The 22,512-nt window shown below is 73.3% G+C and carries 21 protein-coding genes; 10 read left to right on the top strand and 11 right to left on the bottom strand.

The window, feature by feature from the left end; all coding sequences use genetic code 11:
- Positions 1 to 82: 82 nt before the first annotated feature.
- Entirely contained in the window at positions 83 to 1,564 is a 1,482-nt protein-coding gene (locus AB0873_RS06765) for an MFS transporter (RefSeq protein WP_366598753.1), read from the bottom strand.
- Between the two features lie 107 nt (positions 1,565 to 1,671).
- Here AB0873_RS06765 and AB0873_RS06760 point away from each other — a divergent pair, with 107 nt between their 5' ends.
- From AB0873_RS06760 to AB0873_RS06750, 3 genes are read left to right on the top strand one after another with little or no spacing between them, the layout of a single operon-like run.
- Entirely contained in the window at positions 1,672 to 2,085 is a 414-nt protein-coding gene (locus tag AB0873_RS06760) for a helix-turn-helix domain-containing protein (RefSeq protein ID WP_366598794.1), read from the top strand.
- Between the two features lie 60 nt (positions 2,086 to 2,145).
- Positions 2,146 to 2,694: a TetR/AcrR family transcriptional regulator gene (locus tag AB0873_RS06755; RefSeq protein WP_366598752.1), complete on the top strand. Its 549-nt coding sequence runs from the start codon at positions 2,146 to 2,148 to the stop codon at positions 2,692 to 2,694.
- A gap of 32 nt (positions 2,695 to 2,726) precedes the next feature.
- Positions 2,727 to 4,943 carry an MMPL family transporter gene (locus AB0873_RS06750; RefSeq protein WP_366598751.1) on the top strand — a complete coding sequence of 739 codons (2,217 nt, stop codon included), beginning with the start codon at positions 2,727 to 2,729 and terminating at the stop codon, positions 4,941 to 4,943.
- A gap of 62 nt (positions 4,944 to 5,005) precedes the next feature.
- Here the strand turns inward: AB0873_RS06750 and AB0873_RS06745 are convergent, their stop codons facing one another.
- Positions 5,006 to 6,262, bottom strand: coding sequence for an erythromycin esterase family protein (locus AB0873_RS06745; RefSeq protein WP_366598750.1), 1,257 nt, complete (start codon positions 6,260 to 6,262; stop codon positions 5,006 to 5,008).
- A gap of 70 nt (positions 6,263 to 6,332) precedes the next feature.
- On the opposite strand from AB0873_RS06745, the gene AB0873_RS06740 reads away from it, so the two are divergent.
- Entirely contained in the window at positions 6,333 to 6,524 is a 192-nt protein-coding gene (locus AB0873_RS06740; protein ID WP_366598749.1) for a DUF2795 domain-containing protein, read from the top strand.
- Between the two features lie 52 nt (positions 6,525 to 6,576).
- On the opposite strand, the gene erm is transcribed toward AB0873_RS06740, so the two are convergent.
- Together erm and AB0873_RS06730 are read right to left on the bottom strand one after the other, a co-directional pair.
- A complete protein-coding gene (gene erm / locus AB0873_RS06735) occupies positions 6,577 to 7,371 on the bottom strand; it encodes an ErmE/ErmH/ErmO/ErmR family 23S rRNA (adenine(2058)-N(6))-methyltransferase (protein ID WP_366598747.1) in 795 nt (264 codons plus the stop codon).
- Between the two features lie 426 nt (positions 7,372 to 7,797).
- Positions 7,798 to 8,700 carry a Gfo/Idh/MocA family oxidoreductase gene (locus AB0873_RS06730; protein ID WP_366598793.1) on the bottom strand — a complete coding sequence of 301 codons (903 nt, stop codon included), beginning with the start codon at positions 8,698 to 8,700 and terminating at the stop codon, positions 7,798 to 7,800.
- Positions 8,701 to 8,902: 202 nt separating this feature from the next.
- Between AB0873_RS06730 and AB0873_RS06725 the strand changes: the two genes are divergently transcribed.
- A complete protein-coding gene (locus tag AB0873_RS06725) occupies positions 8,903 to 9,298 on the top strand; it encodes a hypothetical protein (RefSeq protein ID WP_366598746.1) in 396 nt (131 codons plus the stop codon).
- The gene (locus AB0873_RS06720; protein ID WP_366598745.1) at positions 9,291 to 9,710 is read left to right on the top strand and encodes a hypothetical protein; all 420 of its coding nucleotides are present in this window, start codon (positions 9,291 to 9,293) and stop codon (positions 9,708 to 9,710) included. Before AB0873_RS06725 ends, AB0873_RS06720 begins: the two co-directional genes overlap by 8 nt.
- Positions 9,711 to 9,763: 53 nt before the next feature.
- Here AB0873_RS06720 and fabG read toward each other — a convergent pair whose 3' ends face one another.
- Together fabG and AB0873_RS06710 are read right to left on the bottom strand one after the other, a co-directional pair.
- Positions 9,764 to 10,522: a 3-oxoacyl-ACP reductase FabG gene (gene fabG / locus AB0873_RS06715; protein WP_155330489.1), complete on the bottom strand. Its 759-nt coding sequence runs from the start codon at positions 10,520 to 10,522 to the stop codon at positions 9,764 to 9,766.
- 67 nt (positions 10,523 to 10,589) lie between these two features.
- Complete coding sequence (locus tag AB0873_RS06710; RefSeq protein WP_366598744.1) at positions 10,590 to 12,242, bottom strand: alpha-amylase family protein; 1,653 nt, start codon at positions 12,240 to 12,242, stop codon at positions 10,590 to 10,592.
- A gap of 196 nt (positions 12,243 to 12,438) precedes the next feature.
- Between AB0873_RS06710 and AB0873_RS06705 the strand changes: the two genes are divergently transcribed.
- The gene (locus AB0873_RS06705; protein ID WP_155330487.1) at positions 12,439 to 13,119 is read left to right on the top strand and encodes a DedA family protein; all 681 of its coding nucleotides are present in this window, start codon (positions 12,439 to 12,441) and stop codon (positions 13,117 to 13,119) included.
- A 48-nt stretch (positions 13,120 to 13,167) separates the two neighbouring features.
- Here AB0873_RS06705 and AB0873_RS06700 read toward each other — a convergent pair whose 3' ends face one another.
- The 4 genes from AB0873_RS06700 to AB0873_RS06685 all read right to left on the bottom strand — a co-directional run bounded on the left by AB0873_RS06700 (position 13,168) and on the right by AB0873_RS06685 (position 17,360).
- Positions 13,168 to 14,571, bottom strand: coding sequence for a cellulose binding domain-containing protein (locus AB0873_RS06700; RefSeq protein ID WP_366598743.1), 1,404 nt, complete (start codon positions 14,569 to 14,571; stop codon positions 13,168 to 13,170).
- Between the two features lie 154 nt (positions 14,572 to 14,725).
- Complete coding sequence (locus AB0873_RS06695) at positions 14,726 to 16,153, bottom strand: carbohydrate-binding protein (RefSeq protein ID WP_366598742.1); 1,428 nt, start codon at positions 16,151 to 16,153, stop codon at positions 14,726 to 14,728.
- Positions 16,154 to 16,235: 82 nt separating this feature from the next.
- Complete coding sequence (gene yidC / locus AB0873_RS06690; protein WP_366598741.1) at positions 16,236 to 16,949, bottom strand: membrane protein insertase YidC; 714 nt, start codon at positions 16,947 to 16,949, stop codon at positions 16,236 to 16,238.
- 81 nt (positions 16,950 to 17,030) lie between these two features.
- A complete protein-coding gene (locus tag AB0873_RS06685) occupies positions 17,031 to 17,360 on the bottom strand; it encodes a DUF6412 domain-containing protein (RefSeq protein ID WP_366598740.1) in 330 nt (109 codons plus the stop codon).
- A gap of 146 nt (positions 17,361 to 17,506) precedes the next feature.
- On the opposite strand from AB0873_RS06685, the gene AB0873_RS06680 reads away from it, so the two are divergent.
- The 3 genes from AB0873_RS06680 (at position 17,507) to AB0873_RS06670 (ending at position 21,646) form a co-directional block, all read left to right on the top strand.
- Entirely contained in the window at positions 17,507 to 18,643 is a 1,137-nt protein-coding gene (locus AB0873_RS06680) for a glutamate--cysteine ligase (protein WP_366598739.1), read from the top strand.
- A gap of 26 nt (positions 18,644 to 18,669) precedes the next feature.
- Entirely contained in the window at positions 18,670 to 20,049 is a 1,380-nt protein-coding gene (locus AB0873_RS06675; protein ID WP_366598738.1) for an FAD-dependent oxidoreductase, read from the top strand.
- Between the two features lie 175 nt (positions 20,050 to 20,224).
- A complete protein-coding gene (locus AB0873_RS06670; RefSeq protein ID WP_366598737.1) occupies positions 20,225 to 21,646 on the top strand; it encodes a WGR domain-containing protein in 1,422 nt (473 codons plus the stop codon).
- A gap of 19 nt (positions 21,647 to 21,665) precedes the next feature.
- Here AB0873_RS06670 and AB0873_RS06665 read toward each other — a convergent pair whose 3' ends face one another.
- The gene (locus tag AB0873_RS06665) at positions 21,666 to 22,475 is read right to left on the bottom strand and encodes a DNA-formamidopyrimidine glycosylase family protein (RefSeq protein ID WP_366598736.1); all 810 of its coding nucleotides are present in this window, start codon (positions 22,473 to 22,475) and stop codon (positions 21,666 to 21,668) included.
- Positions 22,476 to 22,512 lie beyond the last annotated feature (37 nt).

Raw genomic sequence — 22,512 nt, 5'->3', positions numbered from 1 at the left:
ATCACCCTGCCGGCCGGCGCGCGGATGGTCAACCGGACACGGCGAAGGGGACGCCGCCGGCCCATCCCGGCTCCCCCGCCCGTCACGCCGCCGTGCGGCGGACCGGCTCGGCCGGGGTGCCGGCGACAGCCGGGGTGCCGGCGACAGCCGGGATGGCCACCGGCCGGCGCCGGCCCAGCGCGGCCAGGGCGACCAGCAGGGCGGCGGCGACCAGGGCGGCGGCCACGGCGAAGGCGGCCCGGTACCCGGCGGCGAGGGCGTCGGTCGCGGTTCGGCCGGCCTCGCGGACCGCATCGGTGCGGCTCGCGGCCAGGGTGGCCAGGACGGCCAGGCCGAGCGCCCCGCCGACCTGCTGGGTCGTGTTGACCAGTCCGGACGCCAGGCCGGCGTCGGCCGGATCGGCACCCGCCATCGCCAGGGTGGTGACGGCCGGCAGGATCAGCCCGCCGGCGATCCCGAACACCAGCACGGCCGGCAGCACGTCGACCGGGTAGCTGCCGTCGGCCGGGAGCCGGGCGAGGAGCAGGAAGCCGACCACGGCGAGGCCGAGCCCGGTGACCAGCACCGGCCGGGCGCCGTACCGCGCGGCCAGCCGGCCGGCGAGGCCGAGGGAGACCACCGCGATCGCCACCGGGGTGGGCAGAAAGGCGAGCCCGGCGGCGGTCGCGTCGAGGCCGAGCACCAGTTGGAGCGCCAGCGCGAGCAGGAACTGGAACCCGAAGAGGGCGGCGACCGCGAGGAACTGCACGACGTTGGCGGCGACCAGATCCGGGGTACGCAGCACCCGGAGCGGCAGCAGCGGGGTCGCGGCGACCTGCTGCCGACGGACGAACGCGGCGAGCAGCACGGTGGCGAGCAGGGCGGCGCCGGCGGTGCGTACGGAAGTCCAGCCGTGCTCCCCGACACCGACGATGGCCAGCACGGTCACCATCAGCCCGGACGTCGCCAGCGCCGCGCCGGGGACGTCCAGACCGGCACGCAGGCCGGCGCCCCGGTCGGGGGCGACCCCGCGGAGGGCGGCGAGCAGCACCGCCAGCCCGATCGGTACGTTGACCAGGAAGATGGCCGGCCAGCCGGCGATTCCGGTGAGCACTCCACCGGCCAGCATCCCGATCGACGCGCCGGCGGCGCCGGTGAAGCTGAAGACGGCGATGGCCCGGGTTCGGCCGGCGGGCTCGGGGTAGAGCCGCACGATCATGCCGAGGCTGACGGCGGTGGCCGACGCGCCGCCGGCGCCCTGGAGGAAGCGGGCGGAGACCAGGACGCCCGGCGTGGTCGCCACGGCGCACAGCAGCGAGGCCAGGGTGAACAGGGCGACGCCGGCCAGGAACACCCGCCGGCGCCCGAGCAGGTCGCCGAGGCGCCCGGCGAGCAGGAGCAGCCCGCCGAACGCGACGAGGTAGGCGTTGACCACCCAGGCGAGGCCGGCGGCGGAGAAGCCGAGGTCCCGCTGGATCGCGGGAAGCGCGACCGCGACGACGCTGCCGTCGAGAATGACCATGAGGCTGGCGGTGCACAACACCAGCAGCGCCAGCCGGCGGGACGGCGCGGTACGGGTCGGCATGGGAGAACCCTCCTAGGTGCATGGTTTGTTACCGAGACCATGCTCTGTGACCATGAGGCCGAGCGTAAGGAGGCACTTTCATGTCCCAGGGGAACAGCGATGTGCCCATGAGCGGGTGTGACGGCACGGCCGGCCCCTTCGCACCCGGCCAGGCGAAGGCCTGCACGGTCCGCGAGGTGCTCGACCGCGTGGGCAGCAAGTGGAGCATCGGCATCCTGGTCGCCGCCTCCCGCGGCCCGGTCCGCTTCACCGAGCTGGAGCGCTGCGTCGAGGGCATCAGCCGTCGCATGCTCACGCTGACCCTGCGCAACCTGGAGCGGGACGGCCTGCTGCGGCGGACGGTGTACCCGACCGTCCCGCCGAAGGTCGAGTACACCGCCACCCCGATCGCCCTGGAGCTGTACGAGTCGCTGGTGGCCCTGACCGACTGGGCCGACCGGCACCGCGGCGCGATCGCCGCCGCGCGCGCCGCGTACGACCGTGAACACGGCCGTGTGGCGAACGCCACCGAACCGGTCTGACCGATCGGTCAGCACCTGACCGATCGGTCAGGCATGCTGGTGTCCGGAGGTGGGACCGGCATGGCACGGGTGGTACCGGAGACGCGGGACGAGATCCTCGCGGCCGCGGCGCGGCGCTTCGCGGCGACCGGCTACCGGGGCACGTCGTTGCAGGACATCGCCCGTGACGTGGGCTGTTCCAAGGCGGCGGTGCTCTACCACTTCGCCAACAAGGACGCCATCCTCACCGCGCTGATGGCCCCGGCGATCGCGGTCCTGCAGGCACTGGACGACCGCATCGTCGCCGCCGCCGGGCCGGCCGACGCCCAGTGCGTCGCGGCGGAAGGCTTCGTCGACCTGGCGGTCCGGTTCCGGCGGGAGATCGCGCTGCTGCGCGGCGAGTTCCCCGAACTGCTCCAGCAACCCGCCTTCGCGCACATCCAGGCCATCTCCGAACGGCTCATCGGCGCCTTCGCCGGACGCTCCGACCGCCCGTCCGCACGGATCGCCGCGCTGGTGGTGCTCGCCGGCATCGCCGAGACGTGCGGGGAGTTCGTCGACGTGCCCGACGAGGAGCTTCGGCCGGCGCTGCTGGCACTGGTACGGCGGGCGCTCGAGCCCGTCGACTGACCCATCCACCCACGACGGAGGACACCGAACCCATGGCGACCCTGCTCTACCGGCTCGGCCGGGGCTCGATGCGCCGGCGGCGACTCGTCGCCGCGATCTGGCTCGTCGTACTCGTCGGCCTCGGCCTCGCCGCCGCGACCCTGCGCGGCCCGACGGCGAGCAACTTCACGATGCCCGGCACCGAGTCGCAGCGCGCCCAGGACCTGCTCGCCGAGCAGTTCCCGGCGGCCAGCGGCGCGACCGGCACCATCGCCGTCAAGGCGCCCGCGCCCGGCCAGCTCGGTACGCCGCAGGGCCAGGCGGTGGTCAAGGAACTGACCCAGGAGGCCGCGACGCTGCCCGGCGTGGTCGGCGCCGTGGACCCCTTCACGGTCCAGGCCCTCTCCCCCGACGGCCGGTACGCGCTGATCCAGGTCCAGTTCGCCGAGGGCGCCGACAAGGTGACCGACGCGCAGCGGGACGCGTACGAGAAGGTCGGCACGGCGGCCGAGGCCCGAGGCTGGCAGGTGGCCCCCGGCGGCGAGGTGCTCAACACCGAGCCGGAGGTCGGCTCGACCGAGGCCATCGGCGTGGCCATCGCGGCGATCGTCCTCGTGGTCACGTTCGGGTCGCTGGTTGCGGCGGGGATGACCATGCTGAACGCCCTGATCGGGGTGGGCGTCGGCATGGCCGGCCTGTTCGCGCTCAGCGACGTCGTGGAGCTCACCAGCACCGCACCGATCCTCGCCCTGATGCTCGGCCTGGCGGTCGGCATCGACTACTCGCTCTTCATCACCTCCCGCTACCGGCAGAACCTGCTCGACGGGCTGCCCCGGGACGAGGCGGTCGGTCGGGCGGTCGGCACCGCCGGCTCGGCCGTGCTCTTCGCCGGCGCCACCGTGGTGATCGCGCTGGCCGGCCTGGCGGTGGTGAACATCCCGTTCCTCACCGTCATGGGTCTCGCCGCCGCCGGTACCGTCACCATCGCCGTGCTGGTCGCCCTCACGCTCCAACCGGCGCTGCTCGGCTTCGCCGGCCGGCGGGTCCTCCCCCGCAAGCTCCGCGCCGCCGCCGGGCAGGCCGGCGCGGACGCCACCGCCGAGGGCGGCGACGCGACCGGCGCGGGCGCCGGCACCGAGGACCGTTCCGCCTTCGGGTTCCGGTGGGCCCGCCTGGTGACCCGGTTCCGGCTGCCCGTCATCCTGGTCGGCCTGGTCGGGCTCGGCGTGCTCGCGCTGCCCACGCCCGACATGCGGCTGGCCCTCCCCGACGCCGGCACCGCACCGGCCGGGTCGCCGGCCCGGGTCTCCAACGACCTGATCAGCGAGGGCTTCGGACCGGGCTTCACCGGCCGGCTGGCGGTCGTCGTCGCCGGCGACGACCAGCAGGCCACGGCGGCGGCGGTACCGCAGGTCACCGCGCTGGTCCAGCGCACCGAGAACGTGCTGGCGGTGGCACCGCCGCAGTTCAGCCCGGACGGCCGGACCGCGCTGCTCGGTGTGGTCCCGAAGACCGGGCCCACCGACCCGGCCACCGAGACCCTGGTGGACGACATCCGGGGCGCGGTCGGCGGCATCCAGGGCGCCGACGTGCTGCTCACCGGCGTGACGGCGATCGGCATCGACGTCTCCGAGAAGCTCTCCGCCGCGCTGCCGATCTACCTGCTGCTCGTGGTCGGGCTGTCGGTGCTGCTGCTGATGCTGGTGTTCCGCTCGCTGCTGGTGCCGGTCAAGGCCGCGCTGGGCTTCCTGCTCACCGTCGCCGCGACGTTCGGCCTCACCGTGGCGGTGTTCCAGCAGGGCCGCCTCGCCGACCTGGTCGGCCTGGACACGCCCGGCCCGCTGATCAGCTTCCTGCCGATCCTGCTCATCGGCATCCTGTTCGGCCTCGCCATGGACTACGAGGTCTTCCTGGTCTCCCGGATGCGGGAGGACTTCGTCCACGGTGACACCGCCCGGCAGGCCACCATCAACGGCATGGGGCACGGCGCGCGGGTGGTCACCGCCGCCGCGCTCATCATGATCGCGGTCTTCGGCGGCTTCGTCTTCATGGACGACCCGGTCATCAAGTCGATGGGCTTCGCGCTCGCGGTCGGCGTCGCCATCGACGCGTTCGTGGTCCGGATGACGATCGTGCCGGCGGTCATGTCGCTGCTCGGCGACAAGGCCTGGTGGCTTCCGCGCTGGCTCGACCGGGCCCTGCCCAACGTCGACGTCGAGGGCGAGGGCCTGCGCGCCCACCTCGCCGACAAGGAACCCGCCCGCGCCTGACGCGCAAGGAAGGGCCCCTTGTCAACGCCTGGCGTTGTACAAGGGGCCCTTCCTAACGCCGCTCAGACGCCCGCCGGGTACGTCTCCATCTCGCCGGGGGCCGACAGGGCGGGAAGCGGGTGCAGGGCCGTCGTATCGTCGCACCAGATGAACGCGTCGTACCGCGAACCCAGCCGCGACGGGACGTAGTTGCCCCACGACTCGAACGACGGGTCATACACCACACCGATCGCCCGGTGGTCGAGGACGTCCGTGACCCAACCCGGCTGGTCGTCCCCGCCGAACACCAGCACCGCCCGCTCGGGCATCAACTCGTGCAGCCGCTGCTCGACCGACCCCTCCCGGGCCGGCGGCACGATCATCGCCTCGGCCGGCGAGCCCCAGCGCGGCGCGGCGATCACCGTACCCCGGTAGCTGCCGAACCCGACCAGCACGACCGCGTCCCGGCCGTGCCGCTCCCGACCCAGCTGGCCGATGTTCAGCATGCCGTCGGCGGCCATGTCGGTCGCCCGCGCGTCCCCGACGTGCGTGTTGTGCGCCCAGACGATTCCCCGCGACCCCGGGCCGTAGTGGTCGAGCAGCCGGTCGAGGGTGTCGGCCATGTGGATGTCCCGGACGTTCCACGACTCCGGCCCGCCCGCGACCATCGCCCGGTAGTACCGCTCCGCGCCAGCCACGACCTCCGCGTTCTGCCAGGTCGAGAAGGCGTCCGCGCCGTCGGCCGCGGCGTGTTCCCGGGTACGCGCCAGCAGCCGCACCACCTCGTCCTCGCACCGCGCCGAGACGAACCGGCTGGCCATGCCGTACTCCTCGACCCGCTTGCCGTACGGCTCGAAGCAGCGGTACGCGTCCTGCGCGGCCTCCAGCGACGCCGGGTCCTCCTCGCCCAGGTAGTCGAAGATGGCCTGCATCGACTCCCACAGGCTGTAGACGTCCAGGCCGTGGAAGCCGGCCCGCTCCGACTCGGGCCGCTCCACGTTCCAGGCGCGCAGCCAGCGGCCGAAACGCGCCACCTCGGCGTTGGCCCACATCCAGGTGGGCCACCGCTCGAACCGTTCCAGGGCGGCCTGCGGCTCGGCGACACCGCCGGGGGCCGCGGTGACCGCCCGGTTCACCCGGTCGCAGTCCGGCCAGTCCCCCTCCACGGCCACGAACGAGAACCCGCACTCGGCGATCAGGCGTCGGGTGAGCTGTTCCCGGAGCCGGTAGTAGTCGTAGGTGCCGTGCGTCGCCTCCCCGATCATCACGATCCGGGCGTCCCGGACGCGCTCCAGCAACGGGTCGAAGTCGCTCGGCGCGCCGAGCCGCTGAACCAGCATGGCGAGCGGCTACCCGGCGCGTCGACGGGCAAACCGGTGTGTCGGCGCGCGGAGCGGGTAGGCGGCGGCCATGACCGTCACCGGGGTGCAGTTGCAGGAGTACCTGGCCGGGCTCGACTACCCGATCTCCCGTGCGGACCTGGTCCGGTGGGGCCAGGAGAACGGGGTGAGCACGGAGATGCTCCAGATGCTGCGGGCGCTGCCGGCGGAGGACTTCGACTCCCCCGCCGAACTGGCGGAGTCGTTGAACACGCTGGCCTGAGTGTTAGGAAGGGACCCTTCTACTACCGAATGCGTTAACAAGGGGCCCTTCCTTACGCCCGCAGCAGGCGGAACAGGACCAGCCACTGCTCGGGCCAGACGTGCCCCACCGGCGTGGCCGGGTCCAGGCGGGTGGCGCGCAGGGCCCCCGCCAGGCGGGCCCGCGGGTGGTGCCGGCCCAGCGACGCCGCGAGCGATCCGCCGGCGCCGTCGAAGCCCAGCTCCACCATCCGGCGGTACGCGGGCAGGTCCACCACCGGCAGCAACGGCTCGCCGCGCCGCTCGATCCGGAGGATGCCGGCATCGACCCGGGGCACCGGGCGGAACGCGGTCCGCGGCACCCGCCCGGCGAGCCGCCAGCCGAACTCCGGCCAGGTCAGCACGGTCAGCCGGGTCCACCGCCCGTAGTCGCCGCTGCGCCGGCGGGCGAATTCGAGCTGGGTGAGCAGGGTCGCGGCGCGCAGGCCCGGCGCGGTCAGGCACCAGCGCACCACGGCGGACGTCAGCGACCACGGGATGTTGCCGACCACCTCGAACGGCTGCCGGGGCGGCGCGGCGGCGAGGAAGTCCGCCTGCCGGTGCGTCACGTTCGGCAGGGCGGCGCTGACCCGGGCCAGCTCGGCGCCAGCCGCCGGGTCCACCTCGTAGGCGACCAGGTGCCGGCAGCGGGCGGCGAGCGGCCGGGTCAGCTGGCCGCGTCCGGCGCCCACCTCCAGCAGCAGGCCGTCGGGGTCGGGGCGGGCCGCCCGGACCAGCCGGGCGATCGCGGCCGGGTCGGCGAGGAAGTTCTGGGAGAGTACGCGACGGGACCGGTCGCGTTCGGTTGCTCGGGTACGGCGGGGCGCCACGGGTCGTCGTCCTGTCTGTCGCCGTACGGCGACGTGGCGGACAGGCGGCCGCGGGCTTGAGTCCCGGCGCGAAGCGCGCCGAGGCCGGGCCCGAAGGGTTGCCTGTCCGGGGGATCGGGACACGGACGGCCCTGGGCGACGGCGCGGGACGGTCTCGACGCACGCGAGACCGGGTCACCTCGGGCGGGGCCCGGGGTTCACCGGTCGCGGCGGCCCACCCGGTGCTCGGCCGGGGTGGGAACGCGGTGCGTGGGTGGAATCAGTCGCGGGGCGCGCCGGCCAGGGCCGGACGCCGGACGCGCGGGCGGGCCACCAGCAGCGGCCCGAAGGCGGCCGGCGCGGCGGCCCCCTCGATCAGTGCGTACGCGGACATGACGCCGACCCTAACCGGGCCCGCCGGTCCCCGACCACCGCTTTTCCCGCCGGTCAGGGGACGTCGACCGTACGGGCCTCGCGCCGGGCGGTCTCCGCCGCCTCGAGGACGGCGACCACCTCCCGGCCGAAACGCACGTCGCAGCGGTGGTCGCGGGTGCCCGAGTCGACCTCCTCCAGCAGCTGGTCGATCGCCGTCCCGTACGCGTCCGCCACGGTGCCCTTGCCGAGCGGGGCGGTCTCGATGCCGCTGACGCCGTAGAAGCGCAGATCCCGCGTGACCGCCTCGCCCGGCGCGTCCAGGGTGAGCGAGACGCTGCTGGTGGCGCCGCCGGCGTGGGTGAGCAGCAGGTGCACGAGCCCGCGCGGGCCGTCCATCGCGGCCACCCGGGTCACCCGCCCCAGCACCGGCAGGATGATGGACAGCGCGTGCGGGCCGACGTCCCAGAGGGCGCCGTGCTGGCGCCGCCACGCGGAGCCCTCGTACGGGTTGCCGGGCTGGTAGATCGAGGCGAAGAAGGTGGCGGCGCAGTGCTGCCAGCCCTCCTCGGCGGCGGTGGCGGCGAGGAACGTGGTGACGTTCGGGTGGTACCGCTGGGTGAAGAAGATCAGGGAGGCGACGTCGGAGGACTGTGCCGCGGTCACCACCCGGTCGGCGTCGGCGACGCTCAGGGCGAGTGGCTTGTCCAGCAGCAGGTGCCGTCCGGCGGTGGCGGCGCGGACCGCGATGTCGGCCTGCACGTCCGGCGGAAGGGCGACCGCGACCGCGTCGGACGCCTCGATGAGCGCGTCGACGTCGTCGAACGCGGGCACGCCGTACCGCTGCGCGAGCGCGGCGGCCTTGGCCGGGTCCCGCCCCCAGACGCCGGCGAGCGCGGTCCGGGGATGTGCGTTCAGCCCCGCGCCGTGCGTCTCCGCCGCCCAGTGCCCGGTGCCGAACAAGCCGAACCGCATCACCACGAGAACCCCCAAGCCGTCGTCCCGCCGCAGCACCTCGCATCATGCTAGGGCCTGCGTCGGAGTCCCGGCACGAGTCGCGCCGAGGCCAGGCCCTGAGGCCCCGTGCTGGAGTCGCGGCGCGGGCCGCGCCCGTACGTCACCGCTACTACGCCGATTAGTAGAGTGTGGCGGTGACCGAACCGCGCCCCCGGTGGACCCGATGACCAGCGCCGCACCGGCCGGATCGCCGGTGGACGGGCTGCTCGCCTCCGCCGCCATCGTGCTGTGCCTGCTCGTCGCGGCGTGGGCTCTGGTGGCCACGCTGCGGCACCGCGCTCCCGACCGGGTGCAGTTCATCGGCCTGGCCGCGCTGGAGGCGGTCCTGCTGGTGATGGCCGTGGTGGCACTGGTCGCCCTCGCCGGGGGCGAGCGGCCGGGCGAGCCGGGGGCCTTCGCGGGCTACCTGGTGACGCTGGTCTGCCTGCCACCGCTGGCCTGGGTGCTGGCCCGGATGGAGCCGACCCGCTGGGGTTCGGCGATCGTCTGCGCCGTCTGCCTGGTCGCCCCGGTGGTGGTGGTCCGGCTCCAGCAGACCTGGGCGGCGCTCGGTGGCTGACGCGCCGGCCGCGGAGCGCACGCGGACCAACGCCGGCCCGGGCCGGCTGCTGATCGCCGTCTACCTCTTGTTCGCGATCGCCGCGACCAGCCGCGCCGGCCTCCAGATCGCCACGAAGTTCGACGAGGCTCCGGTCGCGTACCTGCTCTCGGCGCTCGCCGCGGTCATCTACATCGTGGCGGCGGTGGGTCTCGCCCGCGCCGGTGCGGCCGGCCGGCGGATCGCCCTGACCTGCTGCACGGTAGAACTGGTCGGTGTGGTCGGTGTCGGCGCGTTCAGCCTGGCCCGGCCGGACCTGTTCCCCGACGAGACGGTCTGGTCCGGCTTCGGCAGCGGGTACGGCTACATCCCGCTGGTCCTGCCGGTGCTCGGCCTGCTCTGGCTCTGGCGCACCCGCCGCGCACCGTCCTGACCCGCCCTCCCGCCCCGCGACGCGCGCGGGGCGGAGCGGGGCGGGGGCGGCGGTCAGTCCTTCGGGCCGCCCGCGACGTAGACCACCTGACCGGACACGAAGGACGCGCCCTCGCTGGCCAGGAACGAGATGGTGTGCGCCACATCCTCGGGGCGGCCCACCCGGCGGACCGGGATCTCCGCCTCGGCGTGCTTCTGCAGCGCCTCGAAGTCCACCTTCATCCGCGCTGCGGTCGCCGCGGTCATGTCGGTGACGATGAAGCCGGGGGCGACCGCGTTGACGGTCACCCCGAACGGGCCCAGCTCGATGGCGAGGGTCTTGGTGAAGCCCTGGAGGCCCGCCTTGGCGGCGGAGTAGTTCGCCTGGCCGCGGTTGCCCAGCGCGGAGGTGCTGGAGAGGTTGACGATCCGCCCCCACTTCCGCTCGACCATGTGCTTCTGGGCGGCCTGGCTGAACAGGAACGCACCCCGCAGGTGCACACCCATCACCGTGTCCCAGTCGGCGTCGGTCATCTTGAACAGCAGGTTGTCCCGGAGCACGCCGGCGTTGTTGACCAGCACGGTGGGCCCGCCCAGTTCGGCGGCGACCCGCTCCACGGCCGCCTCCACCTGGGCGCGGTCGGACACGTCCGCACCGACCCCGAGCGCCCGGCCACCGGCGGCGGCGATCGCGTCGACGGTCTCCTTGGTCGCGGACTCCTCGATGTCCACCACGGCCACGGCCAGCCCGTCGGCCGCCAGGCGCTTGGCGGTGGCCGCCCCGATGCCCCGCGCCGCGCCGGTCACGATGGCGACCCGCTGCTCCTCCGACATGCCTACCTCCCGGTAACTTCACTCGATCGAAGGAGCTTAACCCAGGGGTACGGCGAAGCCCGCCGGCCTAGAACCCGCCGCCCCGGCACAGGCGGATCCAGCGGTAGCCGTAGCCGGCCAGCTTGAGGCGGTCGAGCTTGCCGACCGGCTCGTAGCTGCGGTCGCCGAGCACGTCGATCGGCAGGTCGGCCTCCGCCGCCAGGTGGCTCAGGTCGACCTCGGCGTCCTCGGTGCCGAGGTTGTGCAGGAAGACCATCGTGCCGGTCGGCCCGTCGGCCCGGTGCGCCAGCACTCCCGGCGGAGTCGGCACGTCGATGTGGGTGGTCGAGCCGGACCCGATCTCGGGGGCCTCGCGGAGCGTACGGATCATGCGCTCGAACCACGCGAGCAGCGAGGTGCGGTCGGCCCGCTGGGCGGTGACGTTGACCTTCTCGTAGGAGAACTCACCCTTGTCGATCACCGGCCGGACGAGCTTCTCCGGGTCCGCCGTGGAGAAGCCGGCGTTGGGCTGGTACGACCACTGCATCGGCGTACGGATGGCCTGCCGACCGGGCAGGGCCAGGTCCTCACCCATCCCGATCTCCTCGCCGTACCGCAGCACCGGCGTGCCGCGCAGCGAGAACTGGAGCGAGTACGCCAGTTCGACCCGCCGCCGGTCGTTGCCGAGCATCGGGGCCAGCCGGCGGCGGATGCCCCGGTCGTAGATCCGCATGTCCTCGTCGGGGCCGAACTGCGCGTACACCTCGTTGCGCTGCTCGGAGGTGAGCCGGGACAGGTCGATCTCGTCGTGGTTGCGCAGGAACGTCGCCCACTGCCCGCCCTCGGGCAGCGCCGGGGTGTCGCGCAGTGCCTCGATCACCGGCTCCGGGTCCCGCCGCGCGAGGGCGAGCATGAGGCGCCCGTTCAGCATGAAGTCGAAGAGCATGTGCAGCCGGTTCGCGGATCCGCCGCTGTCGCCGAAGAACGTGGGCAGCTGGTCCGGTTCGACGTTCGCCTCGGCGAGCAGGACGGCGTCGCCGCGGCGCCACTGCACGTGCTGGCGCAGCTCGGTGAGGAACTCGAAGTCCTTCGGCGAGTTCGGGTTGCCGGGCTCGGTCAGCTCGATGATGAACGGCACCGCGTCCATCCGGAAACCCGAGACGCCGAGCTGGAGCCAGAACGACATGATCTTCTTGACCTCGGCCCGCACGGCCGGGTTGGCCATGTTCAGGTCGGGCTGGAACTTGTAGAACCGGTGGTAGTACCAGGCCCTCGCGGTCCGGTCGTAGGTCCACGTCTCGTGCTGCTCCCCGGGGAACACCATGCCCTGGTGACGGTCGTCCGGCTCCCGGTCCGACCACACGTACCAGTCCCGGTAGGGCGAGTCCGGGGAGGACCGTGCGGAGACGAACCACGGATGCTGGTCCGACGTGTGGTTGACGACCAGGTCGATGATCACCCGGATGCCCCGGTTCTGCGCCTGGTGCAGCAGCTCGGCGAAGTCGCCGAGGGTGCCGAAGCGTGGGTCCACGTTGTAGAAGTCGGTGGCGTCGTACCCGTCGTCCTTGTTCGGCGACGGGTGGATCGGATGCAGCCACAGGCACGTCACGCCCAGCCGGGCCAGGTAGTCGAGCCGGCCGATCAGCCCCCGGATGTCGCCGACGCCGTCGCCGTCGGAGTCCGCGTACGTGTCGATGTCGAGGCAGTAGACGACGGCCTCGGAGTACCAGCGGTCACCCATGCCCCAGGTATGTCTCCCGAGGCGCGAGCCGGCAAACGCGAGACGGGGGTACGGTTCCCGGCGCGTCCGCTTCACCGGCTGGCGGCGCGGGCCGGCGGACACCGCCCTGCACTGAGGCGTGCGACATGTCCGGGTGTAAGTGGTGACCTGCCGGGTACCTCCTTCCGATCCCCCGGTCGGCAGCGGAAGGATCGCGATGGCACTCGCCCAGGACGTCCCCCCGGAGCAGTTCGGCGGGTTGACCGGCTGGGTGGCCGGTGTCATCGACGCGCTGGGCGCGGTCGGTGTGGCGCTGCTGGTGGCGCTGGAGAGCATCGTCCCGCCCATCCCCAGCGAGATCGTCCTCGCGATGGCCGGGTACCTGGCCGGCGAGGGACGTTTCAACGTCGTTTTGATCGTTCTCGCGGCGACCGTCGGGTCGCTGGTCGGGGCCCTCGCGCTGTACTGGCTCGGCGCCGGTCTCGGCGAGGACCGGCTGAAGCGGTGGCTGGACCGGCTGCCACTGGTGGACCTCGACGACCTGGAGCGGGCGGACCGCTGGTTCGAGCGGCACGGCCGCTGGGCGGTGCTGTTCGGTCGCCTGGTGCCGGTGGTCCGCAGCCTGGTCTCCATCCCGGCGGGGGCGAACCGGATGCCGCTGGGCGAGTTCGTCGCGTTCACCACGCTGGGCAGCGGTGTCTGGAACGCGCTGATCGTCGGCCTGGGGTACACGCTCGGCACGCGCTGGGAGGACGTCGACCGCTACAGCAACTGGTTCAACTACGCGATCTTCGCGGTCTTCGCCGTCATGGTCCTCACCTGGGCGGTGAAGAAGGTCCGCCGGCGGCGTGCCCGGCGCGCCCGGCGCGGCCGCGAGTCGGTCCGCGCCGGGCGCTGACCGGGCCACGCACCCCAGCGGGTACGCGGCCCGGCGCCGCGGGTCGGGTCAGGGCAGGGTGTCGAGGTGCGGGCCGACGGTACGGGCGAAGTTGTTGCCGTTGGTCACGTCCCAGTTGACCGACCAGGTCATCGCGCCCCGCAGGCCGGGGTAGGTGCGCGGCGGGCGGAAGCTGCCGCAGTTGGTGCCCCGGGTCAGGCAGTCGAGGGCCGCGTTGACCACGCTGGGCGCGACGATGCCGCCGCCGGCCGCGCCGGGACCGGCCGGCAGGCCGAGCCCGACCTGGTCGGGCCGTAGCCCCGCCTCCAGCTGGATGCAGGCCAGCGCGACGATGAAGTTCACCGTGCCCTGGCTGTACGCGGCATTGTTGTCGCAGCCGAGCATCGAGCCGGAGTTGTAGAACTGGGTGTTTACGACGGTGAGGATGTCCTTGATGTCCAGCGCCAACTTGAAGTAGCTGGTGGCCGGGTTCTGCATGTCGATGGTCTGCGGTGCCATCGCGATGATGAGTCCGGAGCCGACCTTGGCGCGCAGTGACCGCAGGGCCTGCGCCATGTACGTCGGGTTCAGGCCGTTCTCCAGGTCGATGTCCACGCCGTCGAAGCCGTACCGCTGGATCAGCGCGTGCACCGAGTCGCTGAAGGCGACCGCGGAGGCGGCGTCGTTGACGGCGACCCGGCCGGTCTCGCCGCCGACCGAGATGATGACCTTCTTGCCCCGGCTCTTCAGGGTCCGGACGTCGGCCGAGAAGTCCGCGTCGGTGTAGCCGCCCAGCGCGGCGGAGAGGCCGGGGTCGACCGCGAACGTGACCGCGCCGGGGGTGGCCGTCGCCTCGGCGAAGGCGACCGCGACCACGTCGTACTCGGCGGGGACGTCCCGCAGGCGCAGTTCCACCGCCGGGTTGTCGAAGTTGTGCCAGTAGCCGGTGAGGATGTGCTTGGGCAGGCCGGCGACCGGCGGCGGGCTGGTGGGCGGCGGCGTGGTCGGGGGCGGGGTCGTGGGGGGCGGCGTGGTGGGTGGCGGGGTGGTGGGCGGAGGCGTGGTGGGGGTCGTGCCGCCTCCGCAGGCCGCACCGTTGAGCCGGCAGTTGGTCGGCGAGCCCGGCCCGCTGCCGAGGAAGCCGAAGGAGACCGACGCGCCCGGCGCGACCGTGCCGTTCCACGACCGGTTGGTGAACGTGTACCGCTGGCCGGACGAGGTGAGCAGCGCGTCCCAGTAGGTGCCGACCGACGTGCCGGCGGGCAGGTCGAAGGTGAGGCTCCAGCCGTTGATCGTGGTCGTGCCGCCGTTGGTGATCGTGTACTTCCCCTCCCACCCGCTGCCCCAGTCGGATGTCTTCACGAAGGTGGCGGTCGGGCCGGCGGCGTACGCCGGCATCGCCACCCAGGCGGCGCCGAGCGCGGCCGTCACCACGGTGACCAGGGACAGGACTAGGGATCTGGAACGCTTCATGCGACCCTCCACACCCGGACAGGCATCCACGGACGTCTACGTTGGCGCTTATTATTAAGACTGTTAACTGTTCCTGTCCAGGGGTGGGGGTCGAGTGATTGGAAGGGCCCCCTGTACAACGCGAGGCGTTAACAAGGGGCCCTTCCTTGCACGCTCAGCGGCGGAAGGTGAACCAGTTGACGTTGACGAAGTCGTTCGGCTGGCCGCTGGTGAAGGTCAGGTAGACCGTCCGGCGGCCGGTGGGGCCGGCGACGTTGCCGGGCACCGAGCGCCAGCTCTGCCAGCCCCCGGTGTTGGCGAGGGCGAAGCTGCCGATCGGCGGGCTGGTCGGACTGTCGAGGCGGACCTCGACGAGGCCGCTCACCCCGCCGGCCGCGCCGGAGGCGACCCGGGCGACGAAGTCCCGCGGTGGCGTGGCACCGAACTCCACGTTGTCGAAGCGCACCCAGTCGCCGTTGCGCAGCGCGCCGATGTTCTGGCCGCCCTCCGAGCAGGCCTCCACGATCACGCCGCTCTGGGCGTTGAACGACTCGGCCTGGATCGTCGCGTACGCGTCACGGACCCCGCCCGGCGGCGGCGTCGTCGGGGGCGGGGTGGTCGGCGGCGGGGTGGTGCCGCCGCCTCGGCTGTACACGGCGACGTAGTCGACGACCATCGGCCGACCGGGGACGGTCGATGCGGTGGGTGTGGTGAAGCCGGCCACCCCGTTCGGGAAGCCGCCGCCCATCGCCACGTTGAGCAGCAGGAAGTAGCCGGCGTGCGACGTCATCTGGGTCCAGTACGGCTCGCCGACCTGGCTCTGGGTGACCGTGTGGTAGAGCTGCCCGTCGACGTACCAGCGCAGTTGCTGGGGGCTGACCGAGGTGTCCCACTCGAACCGGTAGGTGTGGAAGGCCGACTGGCACGTGCTGCCGGGGCAGGCCCGGGAGGCGCCCAGCCCGTTGAACTCGTTGCACGGTCCGCCGGGCGCGACGCCGCAGTGCAGCACGCCCCAGACCGAGTTGATCCCGTTGACGTTCTCCATGACGTCGAACTCACCTATGCCCGGCCAGTTCTGGTAGTTGCCCCGGTACGGCGACCCGAGCGCCCAGAACGCCGGCCAGTAGCCGAGCGCCTCCGCGCCGGTCACGTTCGGCATCTGGATGCGGCCCTCGATCGCGAGCACGCCACCGGACGGCGCCTTGAAGTTGCTGCGGACGGTCTCGATCCGCGCCGACGTCCACTGGCCGGACGCGTTGCGCAAGGGCGTGATCCGCAGGTTGCCGGAACCGTCGTGGCTGACGTTGGCGGTGCTGTTGGTGTACGTCTGGATCTCCCCGGTGCCCCAGTTGGGCGGGCCGCCGGGGTAGCTGGTGCCGGTGTCGATGATCCAGTTGGCCGAGGACGGCAGGGTGCCGGCCGCGCCCGTGAAGTCGTCGCTCCAGACCAGGCTCCAGCCGGACGGCGGCGGCGGGACGGCGGCGTTCGCGGTGACGGTCAGGCCGGCCAACGCGGTGGTGGTGGCGGCGGTGAGCAGGGCCAACGCCAGTCGTGTCCGGCGTCTTGCGGGCAGGGCGGCAGGCGCCCCGGATGGCGTGTGCATGGCTGTGCCTCTCTGCGGGACGGGTCGAGAGAGCGCTCTCTCAGGAGTTGTACGTGCCGTTCACCCGGATGTCAATATCGATCTACGTCGAGGCGGATGGACGGCGCAGCACCGCCTGTTCGAGCCCCGACCATGCCGTCGTGGTCGCCAGGTAGATCACCGCGGCCAGCGGCAGCGCGAGCGCGACCAGCACGGTCGCGTACGGCAGCAGGGGCAGCAGGCGGGCCAGCGCGTCCGCGCCCGGCGTACCGGCCGGAGCCGGCACGGCGGCGCGCCGCATCCGGCGCGACGTCCACCAGGCCAGCACGACCAGGACGGCCAGCAGAGCGCCGAACAGCGGCACCACCGCGCCGCCGAGCCCGTCGCCGAGTTGGTGCCCGAGCGACACCCCGGCGAACTGCTCGTCCAGCAGGCCGGTGCCGCCCTCGTCCGTAGTGAACAGCCGGTACGCCACCAGCAGGAACGGGGCCTGGAGCAGCAGCGGCAGGCAACCGGCGAGCGGGCTCGCCCCGGCGGAGCGGTAAAGCGTGGCCAGCTCGGCCGGGAGCCGGGCCGGGTCGTCCGCGTACCGCCGCTGGAGCTCCCGGACGCGGGGGGCGAGCGCCGCGCGGCGCCGCTCCCCGCGCACCTGCGCGACGGTCAACGGGGTGATCAGCAGGCGAAGAGTGACGGTGAAGACGACGATGGCGGCGGCGGTGGCCGCGCCGCCGGTGAGCGGTTCGAGCAGGGTGGCGAGCCCGGCCAGGACGGTGCCGGCGGCGCCGACCACGTCCGACAGCGGTGCGAAGGCGTGCATGGTGGAGGACCCCTCGGGTGCGATTCCGGGTACGCGCCGACGGCGCGCGAGGACGGCGGAGCCGGCCGCGCCGGGCTGTGCCTACGCGGCCGAGGGGAGGACGCCGGGTGCCCGCGGGCGAGGTCGGCCGGACGCGTCCGGGTCCACCTGGCGCGGCACCCGGCGGGCCCGCGCCCGCGCCCGGAGTGCGCACACCGCGCGGGTCGCCCCGGCGGCCGGCACCGCGACGATGCGCACCGCGAGCAGCGTGGCGAGCAGCACGAGCGCCGCGCCGGCGAGCAGCCCGGACGGATGGTCGACGACGACGGTCAGCCCGGCGAGCGTGACCGCCCACCACCCGAGCAGCACTCCGAGGGCGTACGTCGAGGTCCCGGCCCAGCCGGGCCGGGAGGTCGACGCGCGTCCGGTCACGGAGACCAGGCTATGCGGGCGTGTCACGTCACCCGCTGTGATGACGACACGCCGCTGCCGCGTTTCCGGGCGGCGCCACCGTGGGTAACGACGGACCGATCCGGCGCGGAGGGACCGCGTCCGGCCGAGACGGACGGTGATTCCCGATGACCGGTCAGGTGGTGACGGCGTCGAGCGCGCCGGCCGACGGGACCGACCTGCTCACCGTGGGTGTCGAGGAGGAGTTCCTGCTCGTCGACCCGCACACCGGGGTCGCCGTGCCGGCGGTCGACCTCGTCATGGAGCAGGTCCCGCCCGAGCTGCGCGGCCAGGTCGAGCGGGAGTTCCAGACCAGCCAGATCGAGATCGGCAGCCCGCCCGGCCTGGAACTGCGCTCGATCCGGCACTCCCTGGGCGTGCTGCGTGGCGCACTCGCCGACGCCGCCGAGCGGGCGGGCGTACGCCTGCTGGCCATCGGGACCGGCCCCGCCGACGGGCCGGTGCCACCCGTGGTGGACAAGCCCCGCTTCGACCGGATGATCGAGCGGTTCCGGCTGCTGGTGCCCGGTCCCGGCAACAACGGCATGCACGTGCACGTCGGGGTGCCGGACGGCGAGACCGGCGTGCAGGTGCTCAACCACGTCCGGCCGTGGCTGCCGGTGCTGCACGCGGTGACCGCCAACTCCCCGTTCGCCCGGGGCGCGGACACCGGCTACGCGAGCTGGCGGTCGGTGGAGTGGGAGCGCTGGCCGTCGGTGGCGCCGACGCCGTTCCTGGAGTCGCACGAGCACTACGAACGGTTGATCCGGCAGCTCATCGCCAGCGGCGTGATGCTCGACGAGGGGATGCTCTACTGGTACGCCCGCCTGTCGGCGAAGTACCCGACCGTGGAGATCCGGATCGGCGACGTCTGCCCGTCGGTGGACGACGCGGTGCTGGTCGCCGCCCTGGCCCGGGCGTTGGTCGCGACCGCGATGGCGGACATCGCGGCGGGTTGCCCCGCCATCCGCACCGACCACCACCTGCTCGTCGCCGCGCACTGGCGGGCCGCCCACGACGGCCTGGAGGGCGACGGCGTCGACCTCACCGACGGTGAGCTGCGACCCGCCTGGGACCTGCTCGGCCAGCTCGTCGACCGGCTGCGCCCGGCGCTGCAGCGGCACGGCGACCTGGCCGAGGTGACCGACCTGCTGGGCGGGCTGCGCCGGCACGGCAGCGGCGCGGCGCGGCAGCGTGCCGTCTTCGCCCGGACCGGGAAGCTGACGGATGTGGTGGAGGACGTCGCCCGGCAGACCCGTGGCTGACGACGTTCCGTGACAGGATGGTGCACGTGGCGCGACGACTGATCGTTATCGGTGGTGACGCCGCCGGCATGACGGCGGCGTCCCAGGCGCGACGCCGCCGTGGCCCGGACGAGCTGGAGATCGTCGCGTTCGAGCGGGGCCACTACACGTCGTACTCGGCGTGCGGCATCCCGTACTGGATCAGCGGCGTGGTGCCCGACCCCGAGCAGCTCATCGCCCGCGACCCGGAGACGTTCCGGAGCGACTTCCACATCGACGTGCGACTGCGGCACGAGGTCACCGCCATCGACCTCGACCGGCGCGAGGTCGTCGCCCGGGACCTCGAGGGCGGCGGCGAGGTCCGCGAGCGGTTCGACAGCCTCATGTACGCCACCGGCGCGACACCCATCAAGCCGGACTGGGCCCGCACCGACGTGGCCGGCGTGTTCGGCGTGCAGACCCTCGACGACGGCGCCGCGCTGCGCGAGTGGCTGGAGGCGGACCCGAAGCCACGGAACGCGGTCGTCGTCGGCGGCGGCTACATCGGCGTCGAGATGGCGGAGGCGATCCTCCGGCGCGGGCTGTCGGTCACCCTCATCGAGCGGGCCGAGCAGCCGATGTCGACGGTGGACCCGGACATGGCCGAGCTGGTCAGCGACGCCATGCGCAGCCTGGGGGTGCAGATCCGCACCGGCCTCTCGGTCATCGGGCTGGAGGAGCGGGACGGGCGGGTGTGCGCCGTCGTCACCACGGAGGGGCCGGTCCCCGCCGACGTGGTGGTCCTCGGCCTCGGCGTCCGCCCCAACGTCGGGCTGGCCGAGGCGGCCGGGCTGCCGATCGGTCCCAGCGGGGCGATCCGGGTGGACCGGCGCATGCGGGTGCCCGGTGTCGAGGACGTGTGGGCCGCCGGGGACTGCGTGGAGTCCCTGCACCGGGTCAGCGGGATGCCGGTGCACATCCCGCTGGGGACGTACGCCAACAAGCAGGGCCGGGTCGCCGGTATCAACATCGGCGACGGGTACGCGACGTTCCCCGGGGTGATCGGCACGTCCGTCACCAAGGTCTGCGACCTGGAGGTGGGGCGCACCGGGCTGCGCGAGCGGGACGCCGTGGCGTCCGGTTTCGAGTTCGTCTCGGTCATCGCCCAGTCCACCAACCGGGCCGGCTACTTCCCCGGCGCCCGCCCGATGGCGGTGAAGCTGATCGCCGAGAAGGCCAGCGGGCGGCTGCTCGGCGCGCAGATCGTCGGCTGGTCGGAGGCGGCGAAGCGGATCGACCCCTTGGCCGTGGCGCTGTGGAACAAGATGACGGTGGACGACATGACCGCGCTCGACCTCGGTTACGCGCCCCCGTTCGCGCCGGCTTGGGATCCGGTGCTGATCGCCGCCCGCAAGGCCGTCGACGCCCTCGCCGCCGCCAACCGGTAGGGAAGGGTCCCTACTTAACGCCTCCGGTAGCGAAAGGGCCCCTTCTTAACGACGTCAACGCCCTCCTGAGTGGCAGGGTGCCGCCGTCCACACCCGATCCTGTCGGTGGGCGCGGTTAGCGTGTGCGCGCTGTCGCAGTGCCGGTTTCCGGCGCCGATCCCCCTCGGAGGCACCCATGTCGCAGGAGACGACCTACCTCGAATTGTCCGAAGTGGACGGAAGCGCGCACAAGTTCTACGAGGTCGTCGTCGCCGACACCGCGATGACCGTGCGCTACGGCCGGATCGGCGACCAGGGCCAGGTCAAGACCACGACGTACCCGGACAACGCCCGGGCCGGCGCCGCCGCCGCCAAGAAGATCGGCGAGAAGGTCCGCAAGGGGTACGCCCCGGCGGTGCGCGGTGTCCGGCAGAAGCGCGCGGTGTCCCGGCGGCAGATCGTCAGCACCCGGTCCACCGCCCGCACCGCGCCCGTGCTCTGGCGGTACGACTCCGGCGCCCCGGCGTTCGGCATCTTCGTCGACGGGCGGACCTGCATGGTCGGCAACGAGCACGGCGTCATCACCACCCTCGGGCACGACGCGCGCGTGCTCGACCAGGTCCGGCTCCCGGACGGGGTGAAGTGCATCGTCGCCGACGACGCGTGGATCTACGCCGGTTGCGACGACGGCAACGTCTACGACCTCTCCGGCAAGGTGCCCCGGGCGGCGTACGCGATCGCCCCCGAGATCGACATCTACTGGCTGGACATCCACGACGGCGTCCTGGGTGTCTCTGACGCCGACGGCGGCATCGCCGCGATCGACCACGAGGACGAGTTCCTCTGGCGGCGGGCGGGGCGCGGGCGGTCGGCGTGGATGGTCCGCTGCGACGCCGACGCGCTCTACCACGGCCACTCGCAGGGCGTGACCGGCTACGACTGGCGTACCGGGGCGGAGTTGTGGCACACCCGCACCGGTTCGGTCCTCTTCGGCTGGCAGGAGCGCGACGCGGTGTTCGCCGGCACCGGCAGCCGGGAGGTCGTCCGCCTGCGCAAGGACGGCCGCGCCGAGCGGACGTACCACTGCGACGCCCCGGTCTTCTCCTGCGCCACCGCGGAGGGCGGCCGGTACGTCTTCGCCGGCGACAGCCAGTCCTCGATCTACTGCTTCGACGCCACCGGCACCCGGCTGTGGAAGCTCGGCACCGGCTGCGGCTCGGCGTACTCGATGCAGTACCACGACGAGCGGCTCTACGTGGTCACCACCAGCGGGCACCTGGCCTGCATCGACGCCAGCGAGCCAGCGATCCGGGCCGCCGAGGCGGGCGACGTCCCGGAGGTGGTCGACGTCAAGGCGCCGGCCCGGCTGCCCGAGCCGGCGGCCTGGGCGACGGTCGAGGTGACCAGCGACGACCGGCACGGCGTGGTGGTGCAGTGCGTCGACGACCGCGGGCGGCTGCGTATCCAGGTCCTCTCCCCCGGCTACCACCGGGACTGGGCGGTGCAGTTCCCCAAGGGCATCCGGGAGGTCGGCGCGCGCTACGTGGTCACCGAGGTCCGGGAGGCCGGCCGGGGCGGCTTCTACCGGGCGTACGGCGACATCCGCCGCCTCCGCTGACCCGCCGGCCGCTCGGTGATCAGGCGGCCTGGCAGGTGGGGCACCAGTAGAGGTTGCGGCCGGCGAGGGCACCCCGGCTGACCGGGGTGGCGCAGACGTGGCAGGGCGCGCCGGGGCGGCGGTAGACGTACACCTCGCCGCCGTGCCGGTCGACCCGCGCGGCACGGCCCATCGCCTCGGGCAGGTGCGCGTCGCGGACGGTGTCGATCCGGCCGCGCTCGACGGCCTGCCGCATCAGCGCCACCAGGTCCGCCCAGAGCCGCTTCCAGCCGGCGGGGGTGAGCCGCCGGCCCGGCATGGTCGGCGGCAGGCCCTCCCGGAACAGCACCTCGGTGACGAAGATCAGCCCGGTGCCGGCCACCACCGACTGGTCGAGCAGCAGCGCCGCGAGCGGCGTCGCGCTGCGGGAGATCCGGGCGTACGCCCGCTCCGGGTCGGCGTCGGCGCGCAGCGGATCCGGGCCGAGCCGCCCCCGCAGCGCGGCCACCTCCGGCGGCGTGAGCAGCTCGCACACGGTGGGGCCGCGCAGGTCCAGCCAATTCCGGTCGGACGTGAGCCGCAGCCGGATCTGGCCGACCGGGTCCGGTGGCTCGCCGGCCCCGTCGGTGACCTTGCCGTACAGGCCCAGGTGGACGTGCAGGGTCAGCTCGCCCGGGTAGTGGTGCAGCAGGTGCTTGCCGTACGCCTCGGTGCTCTCCATGACGGACCCGGTGAGCCGCGCGGCACCCTCGGCGAAGCGGCCCTGGGGGCTCGCCGCGTGCACCTTGTCCCCGGCGAAGAGCTCGGCGTGCCGGGCCGCCAGGCGGTGGATGGTGTGTCCCTCTGGCACGGCGGCAACGGTAGCGCCGCCCACCCGGGGTCCTCGG

It is taken from the genome of Micromonospora sp. NPDC047707 (genome assembly GCF_040704235.1).
Lineage (GTDB): Bacteria > Actinomycetota > Actinomycetes > Mycobacteriales > Micromonosporaceae > Micromonospora.
Note: the sequence above shows the minus strand (reverse complement) of the source record. Positions and strands in the feature narration are given on the sequence as shown.